This is a genomic window from Devosia subaequoris, from assembly GCF_014197055.1.
In the GTDB taxonomy this organism is placed as follows: Bacteria; Pseudomonadota; Alphaproteobacteria; order Rhizobiales; family Devosiaceae; genus Devosia; species Devosia subaequoris.
Genome location: NZ_JACIEW010000004.1, coordinates 361,895 through 385,987 on the forward strand (window position 1 = coordinate 361,895; position 24,093 = coordinate 385,987).

The 24,093-nt window shown below is 58.1% G+C and carries 19 protein-coding genes and 1 tRNA gene; 7 read left to right on the forward strand and 13 right to left on the reverse strand.

The window, feature by feature from the left end; all coding sequences use genetic code 11:
* Nucleotides 1-153 precede the first annotated feature (153 nt).
* The 10 genes from GGR20_RS10490 to GGR20_RS10535 all read right to left on the reverse strand — a co-directional run bounded on the left by GGR20_RS10490 (nt 154) and on the right by GGR20_RS10535 (nt 8,063).
* The gene (locus GGR20_RS10490; protein ID WP_338084719.1) at nt 154-786 is read right to left on the reverse strand and encodes a nicotinate-nucleotide adenylyltransferase; all 633 of its coding nucleotides are present in this window, start codon (nt 784-786) and stop codon (nt 154-156) included.
* A gap of 3 nt (nt 787-789) precedes the next feature.
* Nucleotides 790-2,073, reverse strand: a complete 1,284-nt coding sequence (locus GGR20_RS10495) for a glutamate-5-semialdehyde dehydrogenase (protein WP_183311197.1) — start codon at nt 2,071-2,073, stop codon at nt 790-792.
* On the reverse strand, nt 2,060-3,235 hold the full coding sequence (proB, locus tag GGR20_RS10500) for a glutamate 5-kinase (protein WP_183311198.1): 1,176 nt from the start codon (nt 3,233-3,235) through the stop codon (nt 2,060-2,062). The genes GGR20_RS10495 and proB overlap by 14 nt, the downstream gene beginning before the upstream one ends.
* Nucleotides 3,223-4,266, reverse strand: coding sequence for a GTPase ObgE (gene obgE / locus GGR20_RS10505; protein ID WP_183311199.1), 1,044 nt, complete (start codon nt 4,264-4,266; stop codon nt 3,223-3,225). The genes proB and obgE overlap by 13 nt, the downstream gene beginning before the upstream one ends.
* Nucleotides 4,263-4,856, reverse strand: a complete 594-nt coding sequence (locus GGR20_RS10510) for a GNAT family N-acetyltransferase (protein WP_210283145.1) — start codon at nt 4,854-4,856, stop codon at nt 4,263-4,265. The genes obgE and GGR20_RS10510 overlap by 4 nt, the downstream gene beginning before the upstream one ends.
* Before the next feature lie 72 nt (nt 4,857-4,928).
* A complete protein-coding gene (locus tag GGR20_RS10515; RefSeq protein ID WP_183311201.1) occupies nt 4,929-5,456 on the reverse strand; it encodes a GNAT family N-acetyltransferase in 528 nt (175 codons plus the stop codon).
* Nucleotides 5,453-5,995 carry a GNAT family N-acetyltransferase gene (locus tag GGR20_RS10520; protein WP_183311202.1) on the reverse strand — a complete coding sequence of 181 codons (543 nt, stop codon included), beginning with the start codon at nt 5,993-5,995 and terminating at the stop codon, nt 5,453-5,455. Before GGR20_RS10520 ends, GGR20_RS10515 begins: the two co-directional genes overlap by 4 nt.
* A gap of 121 nt (nt 5,996-6,116) precedes the next feature.
* Nucleotides 6,117-6,383, reverse strand: a complete 267-nt coding sequence (rpmA, locus tag GGR20_RS10525; protein ID WP_183311203.1) for a 50S ribosomal protein L27 — start codon at nt 6,381-6,383, stop codon at nt 6,117-6,119.
* 12 nt (nt 6,384-6,395) lie between these two features.
* Nucleotides 6,396-7,037: a 50S ribosomal protein L21 gene (locus tag GGR20_RS10530; RefSeq protein WP_183311204.1), complete on the reverse strand. Its 642-nt coding sequence runs from the start codon at nt 7,035-7,037 to the stop codon at nt 6,396-6,398.
* Nucleotides 7,038-7,277: 240 nt separating this feature from the next.
* A complete protein-coding gene (locus GGR20_RS10535; protein ID WP_183311205.1) occupies nt 7,278-8,063 on the reverse strand; it encodes an MBL fold metallo-hydrolase in 786 nt (261 codons plus the stop codon).
* Between the two features lie 201 nt (nt 8,064-8,264).
* Between GGR20_RS10535 and GGR20_RS10540 the strand changes: the two genes are divergently transcribed.
* From GGR20_RS10540 to GGR20_RS10555, 4 genes are all read left to right on the forward strand, one after another.
* A tRNA-Ser gene (locus tag GGR20_RS10540) sits at nt 8,265-8,354 on the forward strand.
* 94 nt (nt 8,355-8,448) lie between these two features.
* Entirely contained in the window at nt 8,449-10,077 is a 1,629-nt protein-coding gene (locus GGR20_RS10545; protein ID WP_338084720.1) for a DUF6538 domain-containing protein, read from the forward strand.
* Between the two features lie 839 nt (nt 10,078-10,916).
* The gene (locus tag GGR20_RS10550; RefSeq protein WP_183311207.1) at nt 10,917-12,221 is read left to right on the forward strand and encodes an RNA-dependent RNA polymerase family protein; all 1,305 of its coding nucleotides are present in this window, start codon (nt 10,917-10,919) and stop codon (nt 12,219-12,221) included.
* A gap of 262 nt (nt 12,222-12,483) precedes the next feature.
* Nucleotides 12,484-13,695, forward strand: coding sequence for a hypothetical protein (locus GGR20_RS10555; RefSeq protein ID WP_183311208.1), 1,212 nt, complete (start codon nt 12,484-12,486; stop codon nt 13,693-13,695).
* A gap of 115 nt (nt 13,696-13,810) precedes the next feature.
* On the opposite strand, the gene GGR20_RS10560 is transcribed toward GGR20_RS10555, so the two are convergent.
* Nucleotides 13,811-15,241 carry a hypothetical protein gene (locus GGR20_RS10560; protein ID WP_183311209.1) on the reverse strand — a complete coding sequence of 477 codons (1,431 nt, stop codon included), beginning with the start codon at nt 15,239-15,241 and terminating at the stop codon, nt 13,811-13,813.
* Nucleotides 15,242-15,697: 456 nt separating this feature from the next.
* On the opposite strand from GGR20_RS10560, the gene hsdR reads away from it, so the two are divergent.
* From hsdR to GGR20_RS10575, 3 genes are read left to right on the forward strand one after another with little or no spacing between them, the layout of a single operon-like run.
* Nucleotides 15,698-19,237 (forward strand): type I restriction-modification system endonuclease, encoded by a 3,540-nt coding sequence (gene hsdR / locus GGR20_RS10565; RefSeq protein WP_183311241.1) that lies wholly within the window; start codon nt 15,698-15,700, stop codon nt 19,235-19,237.
* Entirely contained in the window at nt 19,237-20,703 is a 1,467-nt protein-coding gene (locus GGR20_RS10570; RefSeq protein ID WP_183311210.1) for a class I SAM-dependent DNA methyltransferase, read from the forward strand. The genes hsdR and GGR20_RS10570 overlap by 1 nt, the downstream gene beginning before the upstream one ends.
* Nucleotides 20,700-22,214, forward strand: a complete 1,515-nt coding sequence (locus GGR20_RS10575) for a restriction endonuclease subunit S (protein WP_183311211.1) — start codon at nt 20,700-20,702, stop codon at nt 22,212-22,214. The genes GGR20_RS10570 and GGR20_RS10575 overlap by 4 nt, the downstream gene beginning before the upstream one ends.
* Nucleotides 22,215-22,221: 7 nt before the next feature.
* Here GGR20_RS10575 and GGR20_RS10580 read toward each other — a convergent pair whose 3' ends face one another.
* Complete coding sequence (locus GGR20_RS10580) at nt 22,222-22,650, reverse strand: hypothetical protein (protein ID WP_183311212.1); 429 nt, start codon at nt 22,648-22,650, stop codon at nt 22,222-22,224.
* A 1,044-nt stretch (nt 22,651-23,694) separates the two neighbouring features.
* The coding region (locus GGR20_RS10585; RefSeq protein WP_276511914.1) for a MauE/DoxX family redox-associated membrane protein at nt 23,695-24,093 on the reverse strand (399 nt) is incomplete at its 5' end.

A 24,093-nucleotide genomic window follows, 5' to 3' on the forward strand; every position in this document is an offset into this window, starting at 1 on the left:
GAGAGATGAGCATCCTTGGTTGTTGTTGATCGGAATGTTGCGGCGTCGTGAAAACGGCAAGCCGTCTGTTCCTGTTCCGGTGACAATGATCACACTTGAGCCTGAATATGCGCTTTTTCGGGCGATTTCGCAAGATCAAGGCCAGGCGAGAGCCTAACGCAGGTTTCGTGACGCCCTGATGGCGCTGGAAGACAAGGTCGATTGCCGTCCCTGCAGGTAGATCCAGGCCGGCGCCTGGCATCGCGCCAACAGGGCGGCATCGGTTTCATCGAGCTGAGCGTAGTCCAGTGTCGCTGCGGCGCGGGAGGCCAGCGCGCGGTGTGCGGCGCCCGGGCGGACGTAGACGGCAATGGGGATTTTTGCCGCCATGTCGCGCCAGCGCTGCCAGCGATGGAAATCGGCCAGGCTGTCGGCCCCCATGATCCAGACAAAGCGCCGGTCAGGCATCGTGGTGGTCAAAAAATCGATGGTTTGCCAGCTATAGGAGAAGCCCCTGGCGGCCTCAAATCCGGTGACGCGCACGCGGGGATCGGTGACGAAGGCGCGGGCGGCCCGGACGCGGTTCTCGAGCGGTGGCAGATCAGAATTGTCCTTGAGCGGGTTGCCCGGCGTCACCAGCACCCAGAGCGCGTGCAGCTCGAGGCGGCGCAGTGTTTCCTCCATGACCAGGCGGTGCCCGTCATGCATGGGGTTGAAACTGCCCCCGAACAGCCCGATGCGCATGCCGGGTGCTGAGGGCGGGATTTCGGTGATGCCGGGAATGCGGAGTGGTGGGCGCAGGGTCAACGGCTAGGGTCTCGTCTGCCCATTGCCGCGGACTCGGTACTTGAAGCTGGTGAGCTGCTCGACACCCACCGGTCCGCGTGCATGCATCTTGCCCGTGGCAATGCCGATTTCCCCGCCAAAGCCGAACTCGCCGCCATCGGCAAACTGGGTTGAGGCGTTGTGCATGAGGATGGCCGAGTCGATCTCATTGAAGAATTTTTCAACCGCAGCCGGGTCTTCGGCGATGATCGCTTCGGTGTGGTGACTGGAATAGCGCTCGATATGGGCGATGGCGGCCGCGATGTCATCGACCACTTTCACCGAGATGATGGCGTCCTCATATTCGGTTTTCCAGTCTTCCTCCGTCGCAGGTTTGGCGCCAGAGAGCATGGACTGGACCGTTGCATCGCCGCGGATTTCGCAGCCTTTTTCCACCAGCGCCTCGATGATCGGCTGGAGGTGGGTGGAGGCCACATCCTTGTGCACCAGCAGGGTTTCGGCCGCGCCGCAAATACCGGTGCGGCGCATCTTGGCGTTGAGGGTCACGCTGACGGCCTTGTCGAGATCGGCGGAGCTGTCGATATAGACGTGCACCAGACCTTCGAGATGCGCAAAGACCGGTACCCGGGCTTCGGCCTGCACGCGCGCGACCAGCGTCTTGCCGCCGCGCGGCACGATGACGTCGATATTGCCTTCGAGTCCCTTGAGCATTTCGCCCACCGCGGCGCGATCGGTGGTGGGCACCAATTGCACGCATTCCACCGGCAGGCCGGCCAGATGCAGTCCGTCGAGCAGGCAATCGACAATCGCGCGGCTGGAATGAAAGCTGTCGCTGCCGCCGCGCAGGATCACGGCATTGCCCGATTTGATACACAGGGCGCCGGCATCGGCCGTGACATTGGGGCGCGATTCAAAGATCACCCCGATGACGCCGAGCGGCGTGCGCACGCGCTCAATATGGAGCCCGTTGGGGCGGTCCCATTCGGCAATGACGCTGCCAACCGGATCGGGCAGTTCGGCAATTGTCGTGACGGCCTCGATGATCCCGTCGATGCGCGCATCGTTCAGCAGCAGCCGGTCGAGAAAGGCCTTAGAGATGCCCTTCTTTTCGGCGGCTTCCATGTCCAGAGCATTGGCGGCGAGGATCTTCTTGCGGTGCGCATTGATGGCGCCGGCGGCAGTGAGCAGCGCAGTGCGCTTCTGTTCCGCCGTGGCGATCTTGAGTGCATTGGCGCCCACTCGGGCATTGCGGCCCAATTCGGCCATCAGGGCCGGAATATCACTCGCGGTTGCTTCAGCCAGGCTCATGGTTGGCCTCTTGTTTCTGCTTGGTGTCGGTGCTGCCAGTCAGCACCAGATTGTCGCGATGCACCAGTTCGGCGCGGCTGTCCATGCCGAGCAGTGCGACGATGGTGTCACTGCGCTTGCCCATGACCAGGCGTGCATCCTCGCTGTCGAGCCCGACCAGGCCCCTGGCGATCTCGCGGCCATCGGGATTGAGAACGGCAATGGTATCGCCGCGCTCGAAGTCTCCGGTGATCCGGGTGACGCCGATGGGGAGGAGCGATTTGCCCAGGGCCAGGGCACGGGCGGCCCCGCCATCGACCTGTGCCGTGCCGGCCACGGCCAAGGTGCCCATGATCCAGCGCTTGCGCGATTGCGCGCGGGTGGTGGCGGGCCTGAACAGGGTGTGCAGGCCCCCCGAGACCAGATTGGCCAGCGGATGATTTTCGGTGCCCCTGGCGATGATCATGGCGGTGCCGGCCTGGGTGGCGATCTTGCCGGCCTCTACCTTGGTCGTCATCCCGCCGCGTGAGAGATGGCTGGCCGCGCCCCCGGCCATGGCTTCAATCGAAGGCGTGATGGCGTCCACCACCGGCAGATGGGTGGCGTTGGGGTCCAGTGCCGGTGGTGCGGAATAGAGCCCGTCAATGTCGGAGAGCAGCACCAGCACGTCCGCTTCGATCATGGTGGCGACGCGGGCCGAGAGCCGGTCATTATCGCCATAGCGGATTTCAGCGGTGGCGACGCTGTCATTCTCATTGATGATCGGCACCGCCCCCAGGCCCAGCAGGGTCTGGATGGTGGTGCGGGCATTGAGATAATAGCGCCGCTCCTCGGTGATATTGGGCGTGATCAGAATTTGCCCGGTGACAATGCCGTGCTGGCCGAGGGCTGCGGACCAGGCCTGGCTGAGGGCAATCTGCCCGGCGCTGGCGGCGGCCTGACTCTGTTCCAGGGTTAGCGCCAGGGCGTTGAGGCCAAGCAGGCTTCGTCCCAGGGCAATGGCCCCTGAAGAGACAATGACAATCTCGCGCCCTTCAGCCTTGAGGGTGGCAATGTCCTCGGCCAGGCCCGCCAGCCATTCGGCGCGCAGCTTGCCAGCGGCATCGACCAGCAGGGCCGAGCCGATCTTGATGGTGATGCGCCGGAAATTGGCGAGAGGATCGGCGGACTTTAAGGCGTCCATTTCTCTTCCGTCTGCTTGCGCTCGGCTTCGGCGATGGCGGCCTTGTCGGCATCGAGAATCGCCAATACGTCGAACAACACCTGTTCGACACCCTGGCCGGTGACACCGGACACTTGGCGGATATCGGCCTTTGACACCTTTTTGAGTGCCTCTATCTTGTCCTTGAGCTCGTCCGGTGGCAGCGCATCGACCTTGTTGAGCACGACGATTTCGGGCTTGTCGGCCAGCACATCGGCATAGGCGGCCAGTTCGTGGCGCACCGCCTGATAGGTGTGGGCGACGTCCTCGTTGGTGCCATCGATCAGATGGATCAAGACGCCGCAGCGCTCGATGTGCCCCAGGAACCGGTCGCCGATGCCGATGCCTTCGCTGGCCCCCTCGATCAGGCCCGGAATGTCGGCCAGGACGAATTCACGCTCGGCAATGCGCACGACACCCAGATTGGGGTGCAGGGTGGTGAAGGGATAATCGGCAATCTTCGGTTTGGCGGCGGAGACGGCCGAGAGAAAGGTGGACTTGCCGGCATTGGGCTGACCCACAAGACCGGCGTCGGCGATCAGCTTCAATCGCAACCAGATGCCCTTTTCGGTGCCCTCCTGTCCGGGATTGGCGCGGCGCGGCGCCTGGTTGGAGCTGGTCTTGAAATAGGCATTGCCGAAACCGCCATTGCCGCCTTTCAGCAGCACAATGCGCTGGCCCACTTCGGTGAAGTCGGCGATCAGGGTTTCCTGGTCTTCTTCGAAGATCTGGGTGCCGACCGGCACGCGCAGCACAATATCTTCGCCATCGGCGCCGGTGCGGTTCTTGCCCATGCCGTGTACGCCCGTGCCGGCGCGGAAATGCTGCTGGTAACGAAAATCGATCAGCGTATTGAGGCCATCGGCGCATTCGGCGATGACGTCGCCGCCGCGTCCGCCATTGCCGCCATCGGGACCGCCGAATTCGACGAATTTTTCGCGCAGAAAGCTGACGGCGCCACCGCCGCCGGAGCCGGATTTGATATAGACCTTGGCCTGGTCGAGAAACTTCATGGCTTTGTCGTGCCTTCCAGCATCTGGTCTGTCGCGCTTGCCGGCTTCTTTCCGGCTGACCAGTCTTGCTGGAAACGCTCACGTGTCAATTTAGTGTCGATATGCTCCAGCTCGGCGCCGCGCGCAAGGCAGAGCAGGGTGGAACGGCCCGTCTCGGTAAACCCAAGCCGGTGTTGAATGGCCAGAGACGCGGCGTTGAAATGGAACACGCCCGAATAGATGGCCTGTGCATCAGTTTGGTCGAAGAACCAGCGAACCGCTGCAACAGCAGCTTCGGACATAATTCCGCGTCCCCAGTGCGGCTTGCCCAGCCAGTAGCCGATGATCGCCTCTTCGCCTGAGGGTTGATACCCGATATGGCCGACATAGCCTACCCCGGCCAGCTCGATAGAAAAACTGGTCTGGTTGGCGGCCTGTCGGGCCTGTTGGCTTGTGAGCCAGGCCCGAGCATCGCTTATGTGATAGGGAAAGGGGACGCGCGCAAGGTTGCCGGCCACCTCAAGATCGTTGAGATAGCGCGCGATTGGCTCTGCATCGCCCATCTGGGGCGGCCGCAGGATCAGCCGCTCGGTAAGAAGGGTTGGGTTCATCATCCCTGCAACTCCATCACCAAGAGGACACGGGCGCGACTGAATGCCCGCCAGTCTCCAGTTGCGCTGGTCTCAGGCGCATGGTCTTTCCTCTCGCTCCATCCAGCGCTCGCGAGTCAGCCGGGTCAGCACATGTGGCACATTGTGTTGCAAGGCTTGCGAAAACCGCATGTCGCGCCCCACTTCCTCAAAACCCAACCGCGCCTTGACCCGTAGTGAGACCCGATTGTCGTGGTGTGCGCTGGCGGAAATATGACTTTGGTTGCTGGTAGAAAAATGCCAGTCGATAACGGCGCGGGCGGCCTCGGAGGCATAACCCTTGCCCCAATGCGGGCGGGCGATCCAGAAGCCCATTTCACTGGTTAGGGCAACGCAGCCGATCAGTCCGCGCCCGGGCAGATCGATGATGAACATGGATTTGTCCGGCCCGTTCTGTGGCGCCAGCCGCAGCCAGTCATTGGCCATGGCGAGGGTAAACGGAAAGGGCAGCGGCGTCAGCCAGCGGGCGACGGCAAAGTCGCTCACCCCCAGTGCAAAGCAGGGTGCGTCGTCAGGGCGGGCCGGGCGCAGGAGGAGACGGGAGGTATGGAGCTCGGTCATCTCGGATCGAACTCCAGTCGCATGAGAGTCATGGTCTTGCCGGCCAGATTGTGGTCCGGTTCGATGGCTTCACCTGTTTCGACAAAGCCAGCTTTTTTCAGCACATTTCTTGAGGCTATGTTGTGCTTCAGGGCTCGCGAACGCAAGGCAGTTGCCCCGGCCGCTCGGGCAGCTGCGACCACGGCGTTAGCGGCCTCAGTGGCAAAACCCTTGCCCCAGAAGGGTTCACCCAGCCAATAGCCAAGCTCGGGCAGTTTTTCGGGCAGGATATGCAGTCCGACCGTGCCGATAAAGGCGCCGTCCCATTCGATTGCCCAGGCAAACTCGGTGTCGCCGCGCGCGATGTTTTCGACAAAGTCGCGTCCATCACTTTGGCCATAGGGATGGGGCAAGCGCGACAGCATAGCGTGGATGGCCTTGTTATTGGCCAGAACGGCCATGTCCGGAACATGCGCCAGGGTCGGGGTCGCCAGCACCAGACGCGCGGTGCGGATGGTGGCGGGCAGGCGATCCTTGAGGCTCTGTGCGACGATGGTCATTGGCAAATGCTCCGGGCAAGAAAAAGGGGAACCGGCTGACCGGTTCCCCTTTGCATCTGCTTGTTTTTTCAAACGCGGCGCCGGGGAACAGGTCTCCGGCGGGTTTGAAAGGCCTGCCGGGTTATTCGGCGGCCTCTGCCGGGACGACAGACACGTGTACTTTATTGTTCGCGCGGGTTCGGAACGCCACGGTGCCATCGACCAGTGCGAAAATGGTGTGATCCTTGCCCAGACCGACGCCGGTGCCCGGTGCCCACTTGGTGCCGCGCTGACGCACGAGAATGTTGCCGGCGATGACGGATTCGCCGCCGAACTTCTTGACGCCGAGACGACGGCCAGCGGTATCGCGACCGTTGCGGGATGAACCGCCTGCTTTCTTATGTGCCATGGTTCTTTGTCCTTATTCCTTGCCGGCCTTGCCGGCGATGAGATCCTTGGCCTGCGCGATCCACTCTTCGCGTTCGATACGGCCCTTGAAGTTCAACTCTTCGTCGAACTTGGCCACGTCTTCGGCAGTCCAGTCGGCAATCTGCTTGAGGCTGGTGATGCCGGCAGCAGCCAGCTTCTTTTCCAGCGCGGGGCCAACGCCACCGATCAGCTTGACGTCGTCCTTGAACTCGCCAGCCGGAGCAGCGTCCGCCTTGGGGGCAGCCTTGGTTTCGGCTTTCTTGGCCGGCTTTTCAGCCACGGCTTCACTCTTGTCGGCCTTGGCAGCAGCCTTGACGGAGGGCTTCTTGCCACCGGTCAGGATTTCGGTGATGCGCACGGTGGTCAGAAGCTGGCGGTGACCATTGCGACGACGCGAATTGTGGCGGCGGCGCTTCTTGAAGATGATGACGGTCTTCTGCTTCTTGGTCTCGAGCAGCTCGGCGGCCACCAGGGCGCCTTCCACCAGAGGGGCGCCAACAGTGTCGCCAACCATGAGGACCTGATCGAAGGTGACAATGTCACCGGCCTGGGCATCGAGCTTTTCGATCTTGATGACGTCGTCGGCAGCAACCTTGTACTGCTTCCCGCCCGTCTTGATAACGGCAAAAGTCATTCAGTCAGCCACGTGGTTTTCTCACGCGGTCCCTTTTTCTGTCGCGCTCTGCGGCGCCGCGGTTGCATGCCAGTTCCGCGGGCTTTTCGAATGGTGTGGGCCGAAAATCAGCCGGCAGCCTCGAGCAGCGTTTCTCAAACAAAAACCAGCGCACCGGACGGACCAGTGCGCAGATTGGTGGGCTTATCGGGGCAAAACCCCCAAGAGTCAAGCCATTTGCTCGGTGTCAGGACCGCCGGATCAGGCCTGGTTTGGATACCAGTTGCGCAGGCGCACCTCGACACCGTCGGCCACGTCGGTTTCGAGCGGGCTCAGATCGCTCTCGCCATAGTGGTAGGGATAGATGATCGCCGGCTTGAAGGTGTTGATGGCCTCGACCGCCTGCTCCGGCGTCATGGTATAGGGCAAGTTCATGGGCAGGAAGGCGACCGCGATGTCGCTCAGGCCCAGCATGTCCTCGGTCGGCTCGGTGTCGCCGGCCACATAGACCTGGCTGTCGCCGAAGCGCAGCACATAGCCATTGCCGACGCCCACCGGGTGATAATTCATACGGTCCTGGGTGGTGTTGTGCGCGGCAATGGCCCGGATCGGGATGTCGAGAATGGTACCGTTCTCGCCATTGGCCATGGCCGTGGCCCTGGCTTTGAGGGCCTCGGGCAGTTTGGCATGCACATCGCCATTGGTGATCAGCGGCGCGTCGCCGGCAATGGCCTGAAGCGTTGGCACATCGAAATGGTCGCCATGTCCATGGGTGATCAGAATGGCGGACGGAGCCGGCAAGGACGCATAAAGCTCGGGCCCGCCAACCGGGTCGACATAGATGGCCTTGCCGTCAAATTCGAGCACGAGGCTGGCGTGATCGATGGGATGGATGACCAGGTCTCCGGCATTGGTGGGGATGGTGTCGGGCATGGGCCTCTCTCCGGTGGCGTCCTGGGCAAAGCTGGCCCAAGGCATAAGACTGGCGGCGAGGCCGGCAAAAGGCAAGCTGGCGATGCCAGCTACGATGTTGCGGCGGGTGAGCATGTCAAAGTCTCCCTCAATTGCGAACGCCATTAGACTAGCGCCTGAAACTGGGTGAGGATGAGGCAGCACAGCATTGTGAGCCGGGTTCGGCCTTACGGGGTCGAAAAAGGTCGCAATTGAAGTGTTGCAGGCGCATCAAGGCTATGCCATAAGCCGCCCCGTATCGACCAGCCGCGCCCCTACCAGGGCGTTCGATCTCGCGGAGAGATGGCAGAGCGGTTGAATGCACCGCACTCGAAATGCGGCATAGGGGCAACTCTATCGGGGGTTCGAATCCCTCTCTCTCCGCCACTCGCTCTCAAGCCTTTGATCGTGCAGTTGATTGAGCGTTTTCAATAGTTTATTATGATCCGAGCTACACAGTCATGCTACACAAGGGGCATGAATGGCACGGGAAAACCGCCTCTATCAAAGGGGCACAAGTTGGGTCTTTAGGGTTCGAGTGCCTGACCGACTTCGGAAGGAGTTGGGAAAGAAAGAAATTCATCGGTCGTTTGGGCAGGTGGATTACCGAGAGGCGGTCAAACTGGCGCGTCTCGAGAGCCTAAAAGCCGATGCTCTTTTCGCCGAAGCCGACAAGCGCCTATTTCCAGCATCAGTCCAACATGGTGTTGCCAGTACCGACGAGCGCCTCCAGAAAATCGCGCGAGACTATTTCCGGCAGTTGGAACGCTCAGCTGCGCCAGTTCCCTTCTCTGAGGATGAGCGATCTGATCGACTGCGTCAGAACGAAGAGGATGCCGCCAACGTCTCAACTTCTCTGAATGATGCGGGCCTCCAGAAGATCGCGCTGCGGGTTGGAAGGGAAGCGGGCCTAGACGTCAGCACCTCCTCCCGCGACTCTACCCGACTGGTGGAAGCCGTTCAGAGGGCACTAATCGAGCACCACCTTCGCGATGCAGATAGGGCCGCTTTACGACCCGAAGGAACGTATGACCCTCTGTTCAAGGGAGCCGACAAATCTGCTGACCAAGCTCGGCCGAGCCTGAGTTTCAAAGAGGCGGTCCGGCAATTCAAGTCCGCGCCCGAAAGAGCGTCGGTCTCGCCCAAGACGCGCGCTGCCTATGAGTTTCGGTATCATGTGCTCACCGAGCTAATTGGCGGTGATCGCGACGTAGCGGAAATCACTCGGGCCGAACTCAGAGAGGTTCGCGACCTCTTGGGAAAGATGCCGCCCAACTGCACGAAGCGCTATCCGCACTTGTCGCTCAAGCGCGCAATCCTGCATTCGGACAAAGAGGGCGTTGCCCCTATGAGCGCCAAGTCAGTACAGCTTTATCTAGACGCCCTGAATGCGCTTTTCCGTTGGCTTACGGCTGAGGAAATGGTTGCACGCAATCCTGCCGTTGCATTGCGCGGCAAACCGGCTCCGGAAGAGGCAAGCCGCAGGCCATTCACGACCTCCGAGCTCAACCAGCTATTTGCCCATCCTCACTTTGCAAAGCGCAATACGTCTGGCGGCTGGATGTATTGGCTCCCTAGGCTGGCATTGTTAACCGGTGCAAGATTTGCAGAGCTTCTAGCGTTGGAGGCCAAAGACGTGGCCACGGTCGAAGGCGTGCCAGTGCTATTCATCGAGCCAAATGCTGGGCGCAAGCTAAAGACAAAGGGCTCTAGACGGTTTGTGCCACTACATCAGACACTTCTGGAGATGGGCGTCCTGAACCTTGTAAAGGATAGGAAGGGCACCGAGCTGCTCTTCCCCGACGCCGCTGGTCCGAAGGATATGCTCACGGCGCGCAACAAAGAGATGGGGCGAAGGATTAGATCGGTTTTTCCCGACAAGAGCCTCGTCTTCCATAGCTTCCGCCACACATTCAAAGATGCCGCGCAGAAGGCGCGAATTCCGCGCGAGTTTACAGCGATGCTCGGAGGATGGGACTTGCCGGGAGGGCGGGCCGCCATGGATGGGTATGGGCGTGATCCGTTGGTGAAACTGTTGCAGGAGGAAATTAACAAGATCGAGTACGCCGGAGTAGATTTGCGTTCAGGGGAAAGCGAGAAGTCCTCGTGACGTCGCCCAGTGGTGAAGTTCTAGTGGTCCAAAATTGCAACGCGTTGCAACGCCCCTTTGGGGTAATCGAAGCGACAGCTCACCGTGGCACGATGATGGGCAATCGCGGTGATTTGCGCGGGGAGGATGGCAGTCTGAGACGCCAGTGGCAAACCAAGCGCTGGATATGCTGCACGCTGCATTCAAAGAAGGGGACCAACGTCACCTTTGACAGGCCGGGGCGGTATTACCCGCTGTTCTTCACTGATGAGGCCGTGGCTCTGTCGGCGGGTCACCGCCCGTGTGCCCAATGCCGGCGGCATGATTACGAGCAGTTTCGGACCGCGTGGGCAGCCGCACACCATTCGGCAATCTTGCCGACGGCGGAGGAAATAGACGCTAAAATTCACGTTGCTCGCCTAGAACGGCTTGGGCAGTTCATGGAGGCGGCATCAGCGCTTCCGAGCGGAACCTTCGTATCGAGGATGCAATTTCCACAAGAACCGATTTTGATTTGGCAGGGTCGGGCAATGCGATGGACATTCGGAGGCTATGGGAAGACCGAACCAATCCCAGACGATGAAGTGGTCATTGTGCTTACCCCGGAGCCCATAGTCCGAGTTCTCAGCCTCGGCTATCCGATTTCGTGCCCCTCATTTTTGACAAACGATCTTTTATAGTGACATCTAAATTTGTTAGTAAAATCAGTTAGTTGAGATGGCAATTGGTTGATTTTCATGCGCGCCTGTGTCACTATGTTTGTGCCGGATTAGCTCCCGGTTCCCCCCTGATAAATCCCCTAGCTGTTTCACCCCGCAGCTAGGGGTAGGGAGAGGCAGAAATGAGGGGGAGGGGTAATCGTGTCCGATAAGCTCGCAGCTCAGCTGGTGTCGTCATTTCCTCTGAAACTGGCGCATAGACGCGTGCGGAAGTTGAGGAAGCGCATAGAAAATTGTCGTGAACAAGCGCGCATCGCAGAGCTGAGTGGAAATGCAACCCGTTGCAAAAGGCTGCTTCGGAAGGCCGGTTATCTGGGTCGCCAGCTTTCAAAGAGCTTCGCCGGTAAGCTTATCGCAACGGTCCAAGCGTTCAAAAAATCTCGCTTCGCTGACCACGCTATGACAACAGCAGAGCTGTACGAGACCGCAGCGTCGATAAGCCTTGCTGCTCCAGAAAATGAGTCACTGCGCATCAAAGCCAAGGACAAGAAAGCGTGGCCAGAGTTCAGGGCCATTTATTCTTTTGGACCAAGAGAGACAGCGCGACAAAATCTGGTGAAAATGGCGCTGCGCCCGCAGCTCCCTTCGCTACCCTATCAATTTCTCTCGTATGGCGGGAGAAACGCTGCTGTAGATCGGGTCCAAGAAAAGCTCGAAAGCGGACGTTATCGATTTGCGGCTACCCTAGACATAAGGAATTTCTACCCTTCCATCGACAGAACTTGGCTAGCCAGTCATCTGCCGGTAGGGGAGAATGTCTCTAGGAACACCATCTTTCTAGAGAACAACCAGAGCAGGGCACACGTGTCAGGCTATGGATTATACCGTCATGCTATCGCAAGGACCACCGTACTCGATGAGAGCCGGAAGGGACTTCTGCAAGGCGCAGCCTCTTCTCCTACAATAGCGGAAGCTCTAACCGCGGCAATTCTCCGCGATTTGGTGCTTCCAGAAGGAGTTGCCCTCAGCAACTACGCGGACAACTTTGTTGTTCTCGCCAGTGATCGAGGGCAGTTGGAGGCAGCCGTTCATTCCTTGCAAGACGCATTCGCGCGTCATCCCTCCGGCGAATTACGGTTGATTAGCGACGGCATTCGACGGGTTTCGGATGGCTTCGTCTTTCTTGGGTATCAACACAAGCGGCGGAAAGGAAAGGTTACCAGTGTCCCGCTTGAGCAAAACAAGTGCAAATTCATCAAACGAGTTCGCAGGCTCACGGTAGGCATTCTCCTGAGGGGCGCTGATCCCAGATCTTTGCACCGATATGTTTTGTCGTGGGTTTCAGCCTTTCGGCATTGGAAGGGTAGATATGGTTTCGTGATGCAAACACTGCGCCCCTTTAGTCGCGTGTCGGCGGTTCGAACGACCTTCGACGCAGTCTTAGAGCGAGCGCGCGTTGACTTTGCCAAAATGGAAGCTGAGGCTCTTCGTGAGAATACGGTCTAGAGTATAGGCCACCTCTAGAGATCCCTCTTGATGATGAGGGTCACTAGCGTGACAACGCGGTTTGCAGGTTGCTTCCGCGAGCGAGGAATTTTCTGCTATTATGTTTGCTGCGCGCCAGATATTGCAACCCGTTGCAATTTTGATCGTGCCAGAGACCTGTACTTGTTAAGGAGCGCGCGAGATGCGTGTGACGCGGTGGTGCCGGCTACTTCCTCTCTGTGTGTTGCTATCAGCGCTGTCTTCTGTGGCGGAAGAAATGCCGATGGGCCCCGTGAAGTTCTCGGCAACGATTTTCGGCCGCGAAGTAAAGATTTTGCGTGAAGAGGATTGGCTTCAAGTCCTGCAAATAGACGGTAGGCGCCTTCTGTCGGGCGGCATAATCAGCATCGACCTGATCGATCAAATCAAGAACGTACCCTATGCGCTCGGCTGGGTTGGCCTCGGAGGTTCGGGCTGCCCCAGTTCTCCTTTTATCTTGTCTTTCCCAAAGAAGGCCGAGGCGCGGCTCGATGAGCCCGATCACACCGGATGCTCCGGCATTGAGATCATCCACTCCTCAGACAACGTCGTGTTCTATGAAGAAGGACTTGTCGGTGATGTACTTAGGACGTGGACGTGGACGCCTGAGTTGGGCTTCTCGCAATTCGCTCGCGTCGCTGGGCCGACAGATGGCATTGGTTGGGACGAACTTCGCTCCCACGCTCTCAGTCACCCGAAGGAAATTCTCGAGGGCGCAGAGTTCTTCAACATTGTTGCCATGCTGTTGGATGAAAAACTGGCCAGCTACGCTGACACTACGCGGGGCATTGGGACCATCGAGTACAGGGCCGGATTAGCTATCGCGACCTCGTGTATGCAAGGGATAGGAAGGGCATGCGAACTTGGTGCACAGATAACTGTAGCCGACATCAACGCTCGGGCACTGTTCATTGCGTTTAAGAGAGCCGACCAACCACTAGAGATTTTTCCGCTGGAGAGTGAGTGGACTGATCCTGCCCGCTCTGAACTAGAAAGCTGGGCCGCCGAACTTTTTCCACTTTTTAGCTCGAACCGGCCAGATCCCTTCGACCACGGTGGGGAAACCATACTGCCTCGGTCAACCTCACCGAGCTCCCAGATGGAAGAGGAAGTTCTCCGTGTCTTCGATTTGATAACTATCGCGGGAGCACTAAAATCGCGTGGGGTAGATGCCGGGTTAGCCAAGGAAATTCAGAAAGCTCTGATGGACGCCGGCGCCCATATGGTTCTCCCCGTAGACGCAAAAGTAGCCATGCTGTTTAGCCCCAGCTCCGTCGACAATGTGGTTCCCCACCTAGTGGAGCTGTTCTGGCCGGGGAGCCAAACAGCGAACTACGCCGTGGCGCTAGCAGACGACGGTACTTATAGAACTCCGGTCCGAGAGGATGGTGTCGTAGATGGGCTTGCCGCAGACGGGAAAGTCTCTCGGGTGCACCGAATTGAGCTTAGACGATGATGCTCTGCCCTTATGGGTAGCGGATGCCGATCTTGGCCCAATAGGGCAAGCCTCAGTGGGAAGATCGCCCAAATGGAGAAGCTTCGCACTTGCGTGTGCGCGCTGAAGGCTCATTTCACGACCAATCGATGTGTCCGGCAGAGAGTTTTTTGAACTCAATGCTATCAACGCATTTTGGATCGCCCTCAATATTCGCGATGAGGTAATCCATGCATTCCAGCAAACGTCCGTTAATCACGCTCTGCTTCGCTATTTCAAGAGCCGCCTTTGCATGTTTTCGGCAAAGTTCATTGTGCAACTTGTTCTTTATTTCGAATTGGCTCATGACAGCCATGACTTGAGGGGCAAATTTATCGCCCGTGAGCGCCAATATGGCGTCGTAATATTTCTTTCCGCCGGGTGACACCCCCCCGTTGTAGGATACGCCCCGTCCAATTCGGCACATCATGATCGTCTTAAAAAGACGCGTCGCCAAATTGTCAAAGATAGCATTGGCTTCGGGCACGTAAGAGTACAATTGGGCGGCAACGGGCGGCTCTTTGTGGAAATTATCCCACCCGTTATGCTTGTCCAATAGCTGCGAAATTAGCTCGTCTACAATGATCACGCGCTCACTAGATGATCGGTAAGCGTTGCCGCCGACAACCTCAAAAAACTGCTGCCCGAGATCGTGTTTGTCTTTGAACAAATTAACATTATAGCCCTCCAGCACGATGCCGAGCTTGTACCTCGCCTCATCTCCACAGGCGTTCCACAAAACAGGGGCTATGAGTGAGATATTCTTTCTCACTGAGGGGTCTGTATCAGAAGAAACATAAATTCCGAAGACGGTACGCATTAAGCTTCCGCATAAGTGGGTCGGCAAATCAGTTATCTTCTGCTCGATAGCCTGCTTTGCGGCGTTGTCCATAACCGCAGTGGTCGTTTTCAGGTTCTTTATGAACGACTGAACTTGCAGCGCTGCTTCGGTTGGGTTGTCATTTAGAACGTCTTTTATACAATTCTCTAGGTAGCCCAGAAGCTCGTAGGCGTTAATTGAGTAATTGTTTGGATGTGAGACGCCGATGTCATTCCTCATGTCGAGGATATGAGACAGTTTTTTATAAGTAGTGTCCGATATTAATTCCAACTTGCGGCAGGTGTTTAGCAACACGCTATCTTTAATTGAAGAAAGGTCTTCTTCGTTAGAATAAAACTCTCTAGTTTTGCTGCCGCCCACAGCCGCGTCGAAGAATATGTCGAGCCCATACACCACTGCCTTCTTCCGAAGGTTTATAACAACCTCATTCCAAACAGCATTCAGTGAGTAGTCGAACAGACCGACGCCCGCACCAATCACGAATTTTGACAGATACCGGGCATCCTTTTTTACCTCGGGCGGCAGTGCGTCAATCAGGCCGTGTAGGTTGTCGCCAATGATTTTCCGCTGATTGATGTCGGCGATTACGTTTTCTGATGGTAGGCCCATGTCTTCGAGAAATCCGACAAGCATTTGAGCCTGTGGATCAATCAGTTCATTGGACCGCTTAACGACTACTTCAGCCAAGCTCGATTTCCCCTCTAAGCGACACATAAACTGAAGGCGATATCGTTCTATGCGTCGAAGTGCAAGGATATGGTAATCAGTACCGTTGGCACGATGATGTGCAGATGAGGCCAAAGGACCAGAAGCAACGTACCGCCGAAAAAAGCGAAAACCGGCCACGCGATAACCAGCAGGATGAGAAATAGCAGCAGGGGGACCATGTTGTTTCCCGCAGGGATTGCTAGCGGTACGCCCCCGCTTCATGCCCCTTGATCCGTTGATCCGTTGATCCGGGAGTTAGCAACCGTGCTGACACGGCCTATAGGCCTTTGGCTCGGAGAGCTTGGACATGCGCCCTTAGCTCCCGGACAAAAAAAAGGTCGAGGATTGGTGCCAAATCGGCTGGCACCTACCTGTCAGCAGAGGTTGCTACGCCTCAACCCGCCGCGTAGCGGGTCGGAAACTACATTGCCGGAGATGGGCGGTAAGTCGAACGCTGGCTGCGTTTTGCGCGCGGCTTTGGGTTTTGTAGCCCTTCGCTGCAACGGTTGCACCGCCCCTCCCCCTCCCAACTGCAGCACGGGGTTGCGATCTGTTCACTGGACAACGACGGTTCCAACTTACAAAGTATGGTCGTGGGGGAACACAGTGACTGCGTCCAATTTCGCTTTCCTAGATCAGCATGACAATCGTCTTTATGCCCTTGGTGGACTGGCAGAGCGTTACTTTAGCGATGACCCTTCCACGTCCATTGTCAAACTGCGCCAATTTGCTGAGCTACTCGCGAAGCTGATTGCCGCGCGACAAGCAGCCTACCGCGATGAGCGGGAAACGTTCGATGAAACGCTACGGCGCCTCAGTTACGACGGGATCATACCGCGAGAGGTCGCAGACGTTTTTCACGCACTTCGAAAAGCCGGCAATGCCGCCGTTCACGAAGCTAAGGGTGGTCACGGAGAGGCTCTAACAGCGCTGAAGTTCGCGCGGTCGCTGGGGATTTGGTTCCATCGGACTTATGGGCCACAAGCCACCTTCAATCCCGGCCCATTTGTCCCTCCCTCCGAACCAGTAGACGCGACTGGCGCGCTGCGCGTTGAGATCGCTAGGTTGCAAGGCGAGGTATCCGAAGCTCTAAGCGCGGCTCGTGATCGGGCAGATCAGCATGCTCGCGACCTTGAAACGATAGAAGAGCGGTTGAAGCGCGAAACCGAGGAGCGCGCTGTATGGGAACGGCTTGCACAGGAAACCGAGAACGAAAAGGCAGCTATCGCCGCCAAGCTCTCACGTTTACAAGCTCAGGCCGAAGCCGCGCCTCGTGCGAAGATGCTTGCCTTCATGAAACGAGGCGAGGAAGCAGCAACCAAGCTCGATCTAGACGAAGCCGAGACCCGCGCCCTAATCGACCAGCAACTGCGGGACAATGGTTGGGAGGCGGACACAAAGGCAATGCGTTACAGTGTAGGCGTGAGGCCTGCCAAGGGCCGGAACATGGCCATTGCTGAGTGGCCCACTGCGAATGGTCCCGCCGACTATGCGCTGTTCGTCGGCACGACCCTGATCGCGGTGGTCGAGGCCAAGCGCAAGCGCAAGAACATCTCAGCCGCCATCGATCAGTCGCAGCGGTATTCAGCAGGGATCAGCGAGAGTGGTGACTTCGCGTTTGCTGGTGGTCCGTGGGGCGAACATCGTGTGCCCTTCGTGTTCGCAGCCAATGGTCGGTCATACCTCAAGCAGATCGAGACTGAGAGCGGCATCTGGTTCCGAGATACGCGCCGCAGCGCCAACCATCGTCGTGCACTGGTGAACTGGCTAACACCAGCGGGCCTCTCTGGGCTGCTGGAGGTCGATCAGGATGGCGCAGACGCTGCCCTGCAAGCCCAACCCTTCGAGTTCGGCTTCCCGCTCCGGCACTATCAGGAGGCCGCTATCCGCGCCGTAGAGACTGCGCTGTCGAACGAGCAGCGGTCGATGCTGGTGGCGATGGCCACAGGCACCGGTAAGACCAAGCTCGCGATAGCGCTGCTCTATCGCCTGTTGTCCGCAAAGCGGTTCCGTCGCATTTGTTTCGTCGTTGATCGCTCTGCGCTTGGCCACCAGACCGAGGGCGAGTTTTCCACCACCAAGGTCGTGTCGGGGAAGACGTTCGCGGAGATTTTCGGGCTGAAGGGGCTCGGGGACGTGATGCCGGACTTGGAGACCAAGGTGCATATCAGCACCATACAGGGGCTGGTGAAGCGGGTGCTTTATGCCGCTGACGCCTCCGAGGCCCCGCCCGTCGATCAGTACGACCTGATGGTCATCGACGAGTGCCATCGAGGCTATCTGCTCGACCGGGAGCTATCCGAGACTGAACTCTCGTTCCGGGGGCAGGACGACTACATCTCCAAGTACCGGCGCGTACTGGAATACTTCGACGCAGTGAAAATCGGCCTGACCGCAACCCCGGCGCTGCACACCACCGACATCTTCGGCGAGCCGATCTACCGCTACTCGTATCGGGAGGCCGTGATCGACGGCTTTCTGATCGACCATGAGCCCCCCATCAGGATCGAGACTGCCTTGGCTCGGGACGGGATCGGCTTCGCGGGAGGTGAGGCAGTCGAGTATCTTGCTCCGGCCACGGGCGAGATCGACACCGCGACCCTGCCCGACGAAATCCACTTCGAGGTCGATCAGTTCAACAAGCAGGTGATCACGCCGGAGTTCAATCGGGTGGTCGCCGAGGAACTGGCCAAGCACATTGACCCGGCCTTACCCGGCAAGACCCTGATCTTTGCCGCCACCGATGCCCATGCCGACATCATCGTGAGCGCCATCAAGACGGCGTTGTTCGACGCCTATGGTGAAATCGACGACGCGGCGGTGCGCAAGATCACCGGCAGCGTGGACAAGGTGCAGATGCTAATCCGCTCGTTCCGCAACGACACCAACCCCAAGATCGCTGTCACCGTCGATCTGCTCACCACCGGCATTGACGTGCCGAAAATCACAAACCTCGTGTTCCTGCGTCGGGTCAATAGCCGTATACTCTACGAGCAGATGATCGGGCGGGCGACACGGAAGTGCGATGAGATCGGCAAGGAAGTGTTCCGCATCTTCGACGCCGTTGACCTCTATCCGCACCTCCAAAACCTGACCGACATGAAGCCGGTCGTGGTCAACCCGTTGATCAGCTTCGAACAGCTTGTCGGCGAGATGATCGGCGCCACCGACGATGCCCAGCGCGAGACCATCCGTGACCAAATCGCGGTCAAGTTGCGCCGTCGCCTCAAGAAGCTCCCCGATGACGCACGGCAGCGGTTCGAGGCTGTCGCTGGTGAACCGCCCGAGGCAATGTTGGAGCGGTTGTTGTCCGGCAATGCGCCCGATCTCGCGACATGGCTGAAGGACCGGGCCGCCATCGGGGCGATCCTTGACTGGCAGGCGGAGGGCGACAATCCGCGCTACATCCCGATCTCGCGCCATGCCGACGAAGTGGTTGCCGTGACCAGAGGCTATGGCGACGCCGACAAGCCGGAAGACTTCCTCGACAGCTTCTCAGCCTTCGTGCGCGACAACCTCAACACCATCGCTGCGCTGAAACTGGTGGTGCAGCGACCACGTGACCTCACCCGCGCCGACCTGAAGGAACTGCGCCTCGCCCTTGACCGGAAGGGCTTCTCCGAGGCCAATCTGCGCCGGGCATGGGCAGATGCCAAAAACGAGGAGATCGCCGCCTCGATCATCGGCTTTGTGCGTCAGGCAGCCATCGGTGATCCGCTCGTGCCCTATGAAGATCGTGTCAGGGTCGCCATGCGTTCAATCATGGCAAGCCGTCAGTGGACGGAGCCGCAGAGGCGTTGGCTGAAGCGGATCGGCGAACAGATCGAGAAAGAAGTCGTTGTTGATCGCGAGGCCATCGACAAGGAGCCGTTCATGGCCGATGGAGGGTTCAACCGGCTCAACAAGGTGTTCGGCGGCGAACTTGAGACTATCCTCGCCGGGATTAACGAAGAAATGTGGAAGAAAACCGCCTGATGACCACGACCACCGACATCGTCGCCAAGCTTTGGAGCCTGTGCAACGTCCTGCGCGATGATGGCGTCACCTACAACGAGTACGTGACCGAGCTGACCTATCTGCTGTTCCTGAAGATGCTGGAGGAGACTGGGCGGGAGAGCCGCCTGCCCGATGGTTATCGTTGGGGCATCCTCGCCAAGCGAGCGGGCATGGAGCAGCTCGACTATTACAAGGCCATGCTGCTCGAACTTGGCAAGGCCAAGGACGGCCTTGTTGCCGCCATCTTCACCGACGCACAGACCCGTTTGCGCAAGCCCACCAACCTCAAGGCGCTGACCTCGAACATTGATCAGCTCGATTGGTTTTCGGCTCGCGAAGAGGGGCTGGGCAACCTTTATGAGGGTCTGCTGGAAAAGAACGCGTCCGACAAAAAGTCGGGCGCAGGCCAGTATTTTACTCCTCGCCCATTGATTGATTGCATCGTACGCCTGATGCAGCCGCAGCCCGGCGAGGTCGTGCAGGACCCGGCAGCGGGCACGGCTGGCTTCCTCGTCGCCGCCGACCGCTATATCAAGGACCACACCGACGACCTCTACAAGCTGAACGAGGGACAAGCATTCTTCCAGCGCCACAACGCATTCACAGGGGGCGAGCTTGTCCCTGATACCCACCGCCTATGCATGATGAACTTGCTGTTGCACGGCATCGAGGGCGGCGTGGACAACATCGACACCTTGTCGCCTGACGGTGAGGCGTTGGCCAAGGCCGATTTGGTCCTGACCAATCCGCCGTTTGGTACCAAGAAGGGTGGCGGCCGCCCGACCCGTTCCGACTTCTCGGTGACAGCAGATACGTCGAACAAGCAGCTCGCCTTTGTTGAACACATCGTCCGCGCCCTGAAGCCGGGCGGTCGCGCTGCTGTAGTGCTGCCGGACAACGTTCTGTTCGAGGACAATACCGGTCGTCGCCTGCGCACGTGGATGATGGACCTCTGCGACCTGCACACGATCCTGCGCCTTCCGACTGGCATTTTCTATGCGCAGGGCGTCAAGACCAACGTCTTGTTCTTCCAGCGCGGCAAAGCCGACAGCGGCAACACCAAGGCCGTCTGGGTCTACGATATGCGGGCCAACATGCCAGTTTTCGGTAAAACCCGCCCCCTAACCGTTGCCGCCTTTGCCGAATTCGAGGCTGCTTATGGCGATGATCCGATGGGCCGTGCCAAGCGGGAAGAACAGGGTGAGGAGGGCCGCTGGCGTAAGTTTACCCGTGAGGCCATTGCCGCCCGCAATGATAGCCTCGACATCGCATGGTTGCGCGATACCGAGACTGAAGCTGAAGAAGGACTGACCGAGCCGGAAGACATTGCGGCTGCTATCATTGGCCACCTCAAGGCTGCACTGGAGGAGATCGAGGCGCTGTCCGAGGAAATCGAGCCGGACAGCGTCGACGAAGCAGCTGCCTTAGCGGAGGCAGCGGAATGAGTGAGTTGCCGCAGGGTTGGGCAGAAGCGACGCTGGGCAGTCTTGCGTCTAAAATCGTTGATGGTTCGCACAACCCACCACCGAAGATGGACGCGGGCAAACCCATGTTAAGTGCACGTAACATACGTGACGGACAGATTATCTTCGATGACTATCGGCTGATTGAGGAGGTCGCGTTTGATGGTGAGCATCGTCGGACCCGCATCAAGCAAGGCGATGTTCTGCTCACAATCGTCGGTACGATTGGACGAACTGCCGTTGTTCAGACCGACGCCTCCTTTACATTGCAACGCAGTGTTGCCGTCATTGGCGACTTCGGTGAGATAGAACCGCTGTTTTTGGCAAGGGCACTTGAAAGTCCAGCGTACCAGCTATGGCTACTTGAAAATGCAAAAGGCACCGCCCAGAAGGGTGTGTATCTAAAAGCACTCGCCGCTTCGAAGGTGCCTGTCGCTCCACTGTCCGAGCAGCGGCGGATCGTGGCAAAGATAGACAGCCTCGTCGGCAATTCTCGACGAGCCCGCGATCACCTCGATCATATCCCTCGCCTCGTGGAGAAGTACAAGCAGGCCATCCTTGCGGCGGCGTTCCGGGGGGACCTGACCCGGGAATGGCAGTCTAAGAACAGTAGTTCCGCTTGGACCCAGCACGTTGCTGAGCAGCTTAGTTCTGGTCGACGGTGGCGGTGGCTCAAGGAGGCCCGCCGCAAGGCGGAACTGCGCCGGAGAACAACCACAGATGAAGCTCTGTTGAAGAGCTATGAGCATTTCGATGGGTCAGAACCACAGCCGCTTGGAGCCGCAGGTTGGTTCTTGGTGCCCATGGGCACTTTTGCAGTTCCACTAGGCGGAAAGAGACTGCCCAAGGGAGCGGGCTACGTTGAGGGAAAAACGTCGTATCCGTACATCCGCGTCACTGATTTCACAGATGGGAAACTGGACCCATCCAGTTGTAAACACTTGTCACGGTCCGTTCACGAGGAAATTGCGCAGTATTGTGTCGAGACGGGAGACCTGTGTATTTCCATCGCTGGAACGATTGGGGCCACTTTCGTCGTCCCACCAACGGCGAATGGGGCAAACCTTACAGAAAATGCCGCTCGTCTGATTGTGGCAGAACAGGTTCTTCCGGCTTATCTGGACCTTTATCTTAAGTCCCCGGAGGGCCAAGCGCAGATCACCACCGCCACGGTGGCGACCGGCCAACCTAAGCTGGCGCTGTTTAGGATAGAGCAGTTGCTAGTTCCGGTCTGCTCAGTCGACGAGCAGGCGGAGCTAGTTAAGAAAGTTGATGCGGCCCTTAAGTGGATCGACCGCCTAGGCTCCGAGGCCACCAGCGCTCGAAAACTGATCGACCGCCTCGAACAAGCCGTGTTTGCCAAGGCATTCCGGGGCGAACTCGCGCCGCAGGACCCCGCTGACGAACCCGCCAGCGTGTTGCTGGAGCGTATCAAGGCTGAGCGTGGAGCCGTCCCGAAGATAACGAGAAAGCGGAAGGCGAAAACGGCATGATCCGACTTTATCGGCTGTCGGCTATCGAACCGTCGCTCTTCCCAAGATGCAAGACATCATCAGGCGTTTTCCTTTCCCCAGATTTCTGGCCCCAAAGCTGTAAAAATCGCTCGGCAACTTTCGAAATTCGAGCTTGTTCTTCCATCCGCTCACGGATTGCAGACGGAGCATCTTGTTCATTTGCCCGCGCTTGTTGAACTGACAATCGAAACGAAGAGGCCTTCAACGTCCGGTCAAACCAAGCTGCAGCGGCGACTTCATCCCCGCGTTCTGCGGCGGCATTGAACAATACAATAGCTTGGGCTTGGAGGCCGTCCGCCAGTTCTAGCAGGCTTTGCGCGTGGTTGAGGGCACTACGTCGCTCACTGCACTCCATATGCGCTACCTCTCGGATGAGATGCAGTTGTTTGTGACGAGACAAGGCAGAGCGAGACACGCCAAATTCAACCGTTATGTCCCGCAAAGGTCTGCGTGCCACAATGCGAGCGTCGATCTCGCTGCGCCTCTCGTGCACACATATACTGCAGGGTCGAGCCATCTTCAGGACGCCTTACAAGAGGCGTTGTATTTCGTTGTCCGTCGGTGTGCTTCTTCGACAAAATAATGATCGAGTAGGAAAAGCGCAGAGAGTGCATCGATTAACTTCTCATCCCGCGCTTCCGCTTTAAGCGCTGCTGCAAGTTGGCGCTCTGTGTTGGCGAGATTGCTTAGACAGAACTCAAGATATGAAGTCTCGTTCTCTATCAACTATTTCTCCCGTTTATTCGATATGCGCTGAGGCCGAGTGCGTTCATTGCTTGAATCGTTGTTGAATAAAAAATTGCTCGGTTCTCAACGTGTCGGGTGCAGTAAATCTTTAGAACTAAGTTCCATTGTTTTTACCACGATGACGATCGTGCTTAAATTCCAGATCGTTTGTAAAATGACATGTCGGAATCAATATTGGTTTTTCGATCCAATTGATTTTGTGGGCCAGTGGGACAAAGAGATTTAGGAGCTCAGGTCAGAGCGGCAGCGCGAAGGTATTGCTAGGTCAAAAGAGAAAGGCGCCTATAAGGGGCGCAAGCCAACCGCCCGCGCAAGAACAGCGAAACGGCCTGCAATTTTCGTTGATTTTTCACATTTTTGGCTCTTATTCCGGATGGCTGCGCTAGAGGCCCTTGCCGTCAGGCCTTAGCATAAGAAGCTTAGCTCGACCGGCGAATGCCGGAGAAGCAGCCGCCTCGCAATGGGGTGCTACACAACCATGCTACACGCAGTTGCGGATTGTCTGAAAAAAAGATTTGGAAACAATGCCTTAAACTTTATAGGGGATTTTCCCTCTCTCTCCGCCACTTCGATCCTTCAGAAGTCGTTGAAAAACCTGCTGTCTTGGCGACCCTAGCGTGAGGGCCGTCCTGGTAGGGGCTAGGGCCTCTGGTCCTAACACGCTGAGTATCTCGCACGGTCGAGAGACTGAGAACTAACTAAGGCCCATCGGCTAGGCCACCGGAAACATGACCCTGGAAACGAGCATCCATACAGCCATTGCAACCATCATCAGGTTTTCAGTGAGCGAAACAAAGCCGAGCGGCACATTGCTCGAGCCGCCAACACAGGCGCATTTGAGTTCACGCCGATCGATATAGACCGCCTTGAATACAGACACCGCTCCCACGGTACCGATAGAGAGCGCGATCGGCACCGAGAGCCACATGAACGCCCCGGATATCATCAGGAGCCCCGCAAGGGCCTCCGCATACGGGTAAATGTAGCTGTAGGGCACCCATTGGCGCGCAAGAAGGTCGTAATTGAGAAACATGGTGCTGAACCGCTCGACGTCCTGGAGTTTGAGCAGGGCAAGCGCCACCATCGAAAAGCTGATGAACCACTCAAGCGC